Here is a 256-nt window from a genome sequence, read left to right as displayed (position 1 = left end):
CGACGACGACGCGCCGTTCGCGGTTGAAGCGTTCGATGGACGACGGTCCCTGGCCGAAACTGACCTGCGCGATGGATGCCAGCGGCACCACGACGCCGGATGGGGCGGTCACGGTCAGCGTGTTCAAGACGGTCAGATCGCGGCGGGCGTCCTCGGTCAGCTGAACCCGGATCGGAATCTGTCGGTCACCCACGGTGTATTTCGCCAGATTGGCGTCGAGGTCGCCAAGGGTTGCCACGCGCAGCGCATCGGAAAC

General features: G+C 65.6%; 1 protein-coding gene. It reads right to left on the bottom strand.

Going from position 1 to position 256, the window contains the following annotated elements:
* A partial coding sequence (locus tag ACSV5T_RS10040) for an efflux RND transporter permease subunit (RefSeq protein WP_438321033.1) occupies positions 1–256 on the bottom strand: 256 nt, incomplete at both ends.

The sequence above is a fragment of the Veillonella sp. ZSJB6 genome (assembly GCF_051549505.1).
In the GTDB taxonomy this organism is placed as follows: Bacteria; Bacillota; Negativicutes; order Veillonellales; family Veillonellaceae; genus Veillonella.
This window is presented reverse-complemented; position numbering and strand designations above follow the sequence as displayed.